At 66.1% G+C, this 6,844-nt stretch carries 3 protein-coding genes; 2 read left to right on the top strand and 1 reads right to left on the bottom strand.

The annotated features are described in order from the left end of the window. Both F0Q45_RS23345 and F0Q45_RS23340 read left to right on the top strand, forming a co-directional pair. On the top strand, positions 1–3,200 hold a 3,200-nt coding region (locus tag F0Q45_RS23345), incomplete at its 5' end, for an SDR family NAD(P)-dependent oxidoreductase (RefSeq protein WP_149656165.1). Continuing rightward, on the top strand, positions 3,193–4,563 hold the full coding sequence (locus F0Q45_RS23340; RefSeq protein ID WP_262491136.1) for a cytochrome P450: 1,371 nt from the start codon (positions 3,193–3,195) through the stop codon (positions 4,561–4,563). The genes F0Q45_RS23345 and F0Q45_RS23340, both read left to right, overlap by 8 nt. A gap of 66 nt (positions 4,564–4,629) precedes the next feature. Here the strand turns inward: F0Q45_RS23340 and F0Q45_RS23335 are convergent. Beyond that, a partial coding sequence (locus tag F0Q45_RS23335; protein WP_149656163.1) for a type I polyketide synthase occupies positions 4,630–6,844 on the bottom strand: 2,215 nt, incomplete at its 5' end.

Raw genomic sequence — 6,844 nt, 5'->3', positions numbered from 1 at the left:
TGTTCGCCGAGGTGATCGCGCCTGAGGGTGTGGATGTGGCCGCGATGGGGATTCATCCGGCGCTGTTGGATGCCGCCCTGCATGCGGTGGTCTCGGTTAGGCGTTGGGGCACCCCGGATGTCGGGGTGCTGCTGCCATCTTGCTGGCAGCGGGTGCGTCTGCATGGTGCCGGTGCCCGACGATTGCGAGTGCGGATAACTCCTAGCGGTAAGGACGCGCTGGCCGTGGCGCTTGCGGATGGCGCCGGCTTACCCGTGTTGTCGGTGGGATCGTTGTTGACCCGTCAGATCAGCGGCGATCAGTTACAGAGCGCGGCCGGCGGTGGGCGGGCGGACGGGTTGTTGGAGCTGGCGTGGTCGCCAATCACACTGGATACTAACGTCGTTGAACCTCGCGTGGCGCTGGAGTGGCGCGACTTCGTTAGCGCCGGCACCAGCGACGCCGCCGAGACGGTCGTGGTGTGGCGCTGGGCAGCCGACCCTGCCGCCGCGGTAGTGGATTCGGTGTATGCAGGCACGCACGCGGTGTTGGAGGTGTTGCAAACCTGGCTCGCCGCGGAACGGGCCGGGGTGCTGGTCGTCCAGACCTGTGGTGCGGCCGGGCGACCGCGCGAGCCGGTGACCGACCCGGCCGGTGCCGCGATTTGGGGCTTGGTGCGCTCGGCTCAGACGGAGAACCCGGGGCGGATGGTGCTCGTCGATGCCGATGCGCCAGTGGAAGTGGCGGCGTTGATCGCCCTGGGTGAAGCTCAGCTGATGGTGCGTGCCGGCATCAGCTATGCGGCCCGGCTGACTCCGGTCGAACCCGCGCTGACATTGCCGGATGCGGGCTGGCAGCTGACCGCCGGTGTGGGGGGCGCCGTTGCGGAGGTGGTGCTGCGGCCCCACCCGCACGGACGGACGGCTTTGGGAGTGGGGCAGGTGCGGGTTGCCCTGGCTGCCGTCGGGGTCAACTTCCGGGATGTGCTGGTCGCATTGGCGATGGTCCCCGGCCAATCGCCGGTGCTCGGTCTGGAGGGGGCCGGGGTGGTCGTTGAAGTCGGCGCGGGAGTGAGTGGGCTGGCCGTGGGTGACTCGGTGCTGGGGTTGGTGGACGGGGCGGGTTCGCAGGTGGTGGTTGATCAGCAGATGGTGGTCAAGATCCCGTCGGGATGGTCGTTTCCGCAGGCTGCCAGTGTGCCCGCGGTGTTCCTGACCGCGTGGTACGGGTTGAGGGATCTGGCGGGGTTGGATCTGGGGGAGACGGTGTTGGTGCATACCGCCACCGGTGGGGTAGGTATGGCCGCGGTGCAACTGGCCCGGTTGTGGGGGGCGCAGGTGTTTGTCACGGCCAGCCGAGCCAAGTGGGACACGTTGCGCACCATGGGTTTTGACGATGATCACATCGCGGATTCGCGCACCGTCGATTTCGAAGAGAAGTTCTTGGCGGCAACCGGTGGCCGCGGGGTTGATGTGGTGCTGAACTCGCTTGCCGGGGAGTTCACCGATGCCTCATTGCGGCTGCTGACTCCGGGTGGTCGGTTCATCGAGATGGGCAAGACCGATATCCGAGATGGGCAGCTCATCGCAGCGCATTATCCCGCTGCGCGGTATCGGGCCTTCGATCTCGTCGAGGCCGGCCCGCGCCGGATCGGGCAGATGCTGGCCGAGTTGGTGGAATTGTTTGAGAACCAACGGCTGTGGCCGCTGCCGGTGCGGACATGGGATGTACGTTGCGCTCGGCAGGCGTACCGGTTTGTCAGCCAGGCCCGCCATCTTGGCAAGGTGGTCCTGACCGCACCGGGGTTGCTTGCCGAGCAGTTGGCAGCGGGCACGGTGCTGATCACCGGAGGCACCGGGATGGTCGGTGCGGTGTTGGCCCGTCACCTGGTGATGCGTTACGGGGTAAGGCATCTTGTGTTGGTCAGTCGGGCGGGGCGGCGGGCTGCGGGAGTGGGCGAGCTGACGGCCGAACTGGCCCACCACGGTGCCCGCGTGGAGGTGGTGGCCTGTGATGTAGGCGATGCCGACGCGGTGGCGGCGTTGGTCGCGCAGGTGCAGGCGCAGGGCCCACCGTTGGCGGGGGTGATTCATGCCGCGGGGAGCCTGGATGATGCCGTGATCGGGTCGTTGACGCCGGAGCGGGTGGATACGGTGTTGCGGGCCAAGGTTGATGGCGCGTGGAATCTGCATGCGGCCACCGCTCATCTGGCTCTGCCGATGTTTGTGTTGTGTTCGTCGATGGCTGGTCTGGTTGGCACCGCGGGCCAGGCCAATTACGCGGCAGCGAACGCATTCTTGGATGCTTTGGCGTCTACGCGGCGAGCCCAGGGGCTGGCGGGTATCTCGCTGCAGTGGGGATTGTGGGAACAAGCCAGCGGGATGACCGAGCACCTGGACTGCAGCGATGTGGCCCGGCTGAGCCGGGTCGGCGTGGCCGCCCTGACCGGTGAGCAAGCCGTCGAACTGTTCGATGCCGCACTGATCAACGACGCTGCCACCGTCGTGACCACCCGCCTCAACCACAACACGCTGGCCAACCCGGCACTCAGTGCGGATCTGCCGGCGCTGTTCAATGAGCTCGTCACTCGCCGATCCGTGCGTCGGCGCGTCGAGGACATTCCCGCCAAATCCCAGCCGCTCCTGACGCAACGCCTACCCGGCCTGAATCCCGACCAGCAACACGAGCTGGTGGTGCAGATGGTCTGTGCCCAGGCCGCGCTCGTGCTGGGACACCCCAATGCCGACGACGTCACCCCCGAAACCACCTTCCAGGAGCTGGGATTCGACTCATTGACCGCAGTGGAACTGCGCAACCGGCTCAACACCGCCACCGGACTCACTCTGCAACCCACCCTCGTCTTCGACTTCCCGACCCCCGCGACACTGACGCAACATCTCAATCAACAACTCAGGCTCGACAATCACGTTGAATCAGGGGATGGCGGACAAGTGAGTTCCGAAACCGAAGCGGAAGAGATCTGGTCGGCCCTGCGAACGATCCCGATCGAGGATCTCAAAGACGCAGGCCTGCTTGACAAGTTGTTATTGATGGTTACCGAAACGGCGACGCCGCGAACCGATCGAAAGGATCGCAAAGGGATGGACCGTCAAAGTCACCAAAAAAATCTCGAAGGCATCATCGATGCGCTGAGCCCTGAAGAACTGATCGCGCTCGCACTCCCGGGGCCGTCCGAAGTGGCAGGTTCCGATCGTGCTTAACACCGACACAAGCCCCGACATCGCGGCGTTGCCGCTGGTGCCGAGAAATCCGTTGTCGGTCAGGGAACAGGTGGCGGCTATCGCCCAGTGTCACGGTGGCATCGAACGACTGCGCGATACCGGTGGAAAGATCACCCGGCTGAAGCTGGGGCCGAAATGGCTGTTTCCCGATATTGTCTTGGTCACCTCGGCGCAGGCCGCGCGCGACGTTCTCAGCGCCTCGGGGTCGTGGACCGATGTAACGCTGTTTCAGGACGAGTTGTGTGCACTGCTCGGACCCGCACTCCTTGCGCTCCGGCACAAAAAATGGCGGCCGCGGCGGCGCGCACTACAACCGGCCTTCACCAGATCGCAGGTCCGCGCCTTTGGTGGCCATATGGCCCAAGCCGCTGAAACAATCGCTGCCACTTGGCAAGACGCTGAAGAGATCGATCTGGAGGCAGAGTGCCGCCGGCTTACCATGCGCGCGCTGGGCCGCTCAATACTGGGTCTCGATCTTGACGAACACACCGAAGCTATCGATGAGCCGTTGCGTGTCGTGCTGGGCTATGTGACCCAGCGGGCAACCAAACCGATCCGGGCGCCACGATGGCTACCGACTCGTGCGCGCCGCCGGGCGGTTGCCGCCAAAAACACCCTGCATGGCCTCGCGAAGGCGATCCTGCAGGCCTGCCGCGAAGACCCCGACCGCGACGCGCCTCTGGTACACGCGTTGATGGCAGCCAGCGATCCCGACACCGGGCGCAAGCTGTCTGATAAGGAGATCCACGCCGAACTCGTTGTTTTCATCTATGCCGGGCACGACACCACGGCGATGGCACTGACTTGCACGCTCTGGGCGCTCGGCCGCTACCCCGATATCCAAGAGCGGGTTCGCGTTGAAGCTGCTGCTATCGGTGACCGGGAGCTGACGCCTGACGACGTTTCGAGGCTGGGCTACACGATCCGGGTGATTCAGGAGGCCTTGCGGCTATGCCCGCCTACCGCAAGTGTTGCGCGCGTGGCCACCAAAGACATCGAGGTGGCCGGCTATCGTGTCGAGGCCGGCACCATGTGCAGTGTCGGAATTTTTGCTTTGCAGCGAGACCGCGAAATATGGGACCGTGCATTGGAATTCGACCCTGATCGCTTCAGTCCGGAGAACTCGGCCGGCCGCGACCGCTGGCAATACATTCCGTTCGGCGCCGGGCCCCGCTCTTGCATCGGTAACCACTTCGCCATGCTCGAAGCCACGTTGGCTGTCGCAACGATCATCCGAAGCCACGAAATCATCTCGGTGAGTGAGGATTTCCCGCTCATCGTGCCCTACAGCACCGACCCGGCCCCGCCGGCGCGGGCGCAAGTAAAGGTACGTACGGGCTAGCTGACTGCATCCGTTCAACATTCGCGTTCGGCTGGAAGCTACGCGGGCGGCGCCGGCTTGATCTGGTCAGTCCTCGTCCAGCACCAGGTTGACCAGGTCATCGAGGTCCATCTCGGGGACGGCAACCTCGTGGGCGTTGCGGGCCTGAGGGCCCTGACCCACCATCTCCAACAGCAGGTCCAGCACCCCTTCGGTTCTGAGCCGGCTGACCGGGATGGAGGCGATCAGACGCTGAATCTCAGCCTCCCTCATATCGGCTGGGCCGCAGGTGTTTTCCTCGCTTGGGATCAACATCTGGCCGAGTTGGTTTGCGATGGCGGTGGGCGTGGGGCGATCGAAGATCAGGGTGGGGGCCAAGGTGAGGCCGGTGTGCTGGGCGAGGGCATTGCGCAGCTCGAGAGCAGTTAGTGAGTCGATGCCGAGGTCTGTGAAGGGCCGGTCGGGGTCGAGGCCGGCCGGGTCGGGGTGAGCGAGCACGGTCGCGGTGCTGGCGACCACGAGATCTATCAGTGTCTGCCGGCGCTGCTCGGGTGTCTGGCTGGCCAGTCGCGCGGACAGGGTGTGCGGGCTGGCGGTGGTTGCCGCCTGCGGCCGCGCGTTGGTCAGTGCGGACAGTATCGGCGGCAGGGCATGGCGTTGTGCGAGCTGGCTGAGGCTGCGTGGGTTGACCGGCGCCGGTAACACGTTGGCTTGTTGGTGAGCAAGGGCGGCGTCGAACAGGGCCAGGCCGCGTTCGGTGGTGATCGGGGTCCAGGCGGTCCGGGTGACCCGGGCCCGGTCGACGGCGCCGAGGTGGGCTGTCATCCCTGACTCGCCCGGCCAGTAGCCCCAAACCAGGCTGGTGGCCGCGGGGTGATGGTGGGCCAGGGCGTCGAGGAAGGCGTTGGCGGCGGCATAGTTGGCTTGGCCGGGATTGCCCAGGGTGCCCGCCGCCGAGGAGAACAGGACGAACGCGGCCAAGTCATGGTCGGCGGTGAGCTCGTGTAGGTGCCAGGCGGCGTCGGCTTTGGCCGTCAGCACCGTATCCAGCTGGGCGCCGGTCAATTCGGTCACCACGGAGTCATCGAGTACGCCTCCGGCATGGATGACCGCGGTGAGCCGGTGTCGGCTGGGGATGGACTCCAGCAGCGCGGCCAGCTCGGCACGGTTGCTGGTGTCGCAGGCGCTGATGGTGACTTCAGCTCCCAATTCGGTCAACTTCTGCTCCAGCTCGGCGGCGCCCGGGGCGTCGGGCCCGCGGCGGGATACCAGCCGCAGGTGCCGCATTCCGTGGCCCGTGACGAGGTGTTCGGCGAATACCGCGCCCAGCATGCCGGTGCCGCCGGTGATCAGCACGGTGCCCTCGGGATCCCAACGGGCTGGGGGAATCAGCACGATCTTGCCGGTGTGGCGGGCCTGGCTCATGTCCCGGAACGCTTGCCGAGCCTGCAGCAGGCCGTAGCTGGTGGTGGGCAGTGGCGGCAGGGTTCCGGTGGCGAGGAGTTCGCTCAGGGCCATCCATGCGGGCTCAAGGTCGCGAGGTTCGGCCGCGTGCAAGTCGTAGGCCCGATAGGTGACGCCGGGGTGGGCATCCGTGATCTGGCGGGGCACCCGGATGTCGGTTTTGCCGATCTCGACGAAGGCGCCGCCGCGGGGCAGCAGTTGCAGCGAGGCGTCGACGAAGTCGCCGGCCAGGCTGTTGAGCACCACGTCCACGCCCTGGTGGTCAGTGGCCTTGGCGAACGCCTCGACGAATTCCAGCGTGCGTGAGGAGGCGATGTGCTCGGCGGCGACCCCCAGACCGGTAAGGACATGGTGCTTGCTGGGGTGGGCGGTGGCAAACACCTGTGCACCCAAGTGGCGCGCGATCTGGATCGCGGCCTGGCCGACGCCGCCGGCGCCGGCATGAATGAGTACGCGCTGGCCGGCGCGCAACCCCGCGATTTCGACCAGGGCGATGTAGGCGGTCAAGAACGCGACCGGCACCGAGGCCGCTTGGTCGAACGACAATCCCGGCGGGACCGGGACGACCATTCGATGGTCCGCGGTGGCGGTGGGGGCAAAGGCGTTGTTGGGGAAGAGCCCCATCACGGCATCACCGGGGCGCAGGGTAGTGACGTCGGGGGCGGCCTCGATGACCACGCCGGCGGCTTCACCGCCGAGTCCGTCGTCCGGGATGGCACCGATCGCGACGACCACGTCGTGGAAGTTGAGGCCGGCGGCGCGCACTGCGACGCGGATTTGTCCGGGCGCCAACTCCGTGGCTTCGGTGGGTTGCAGAGTCAGGTTATTGAGGTCGCCT

Origin of the sequence: Mycobacterium simiae, from assembly GCF_008370645.1 — a bacterium.
GTDB classification, from domain to species: Bacteria; Actinomycetota; Actinomycetes; order Mycobacteriales; family Mycobacteriaceae; genus Mycobacterium; species Mycobacterium simiae_A.
The sequence above is the reverse complement of the archived record's forward strand: the minus strand, read 5'-3'. Positions and strand labels throughout refer to the sequence as shown.